This window comes from Klenkia sp. AC732 (genome assembly GCF_979256525.1).
This window is the reverse complement of sequence record NZ_CEEDOS010000146.1, coordinates 1-247: the sequence shown is the minus strand read 5'-3', so window position 1 is coordinate 247 and position 247 is coordinate 1. Positions and strand designations below refer to the sequence as shown.

Sequence of the window (247 nt, the reverse complement as noted above, 5' to 3'; positions counted from 1 at the left end):
CAACTCCGTCGTCACCGAGTCCAAGCCCGCCCCGGCCGCCTACGCCTACGCGCTGCGCACCCTGGGCGAGGACGCGGCCGACGCCGGGGCCGTCGAGGACAACGTGGGCGGCGTCGAGTCCGCCAACGCCGCCGGCGACACCGTGCTCGCCTTCCCGAACACCAACACCGCCTCGCACGACTTCCGCGCCGCCTCCCGGGTCGTCGACCGGCTGGACCCCGCGCAGCTGCCCGCCGGCCTGCAGGCC

The 247-nt window shown here is 76.5% G+C and carries 1 protein-coding gene; it reads left to right on the top strand.

From position 1 onward, the window contains the following. Positions 1–247, top strand: a 247-nt coding sequence (locus AC0IVP_RS22035) for an HAD-IA family hydrolase (RefSeq protein WP_471759296.1), incomplete at both ends; no start/stop codon positions are given.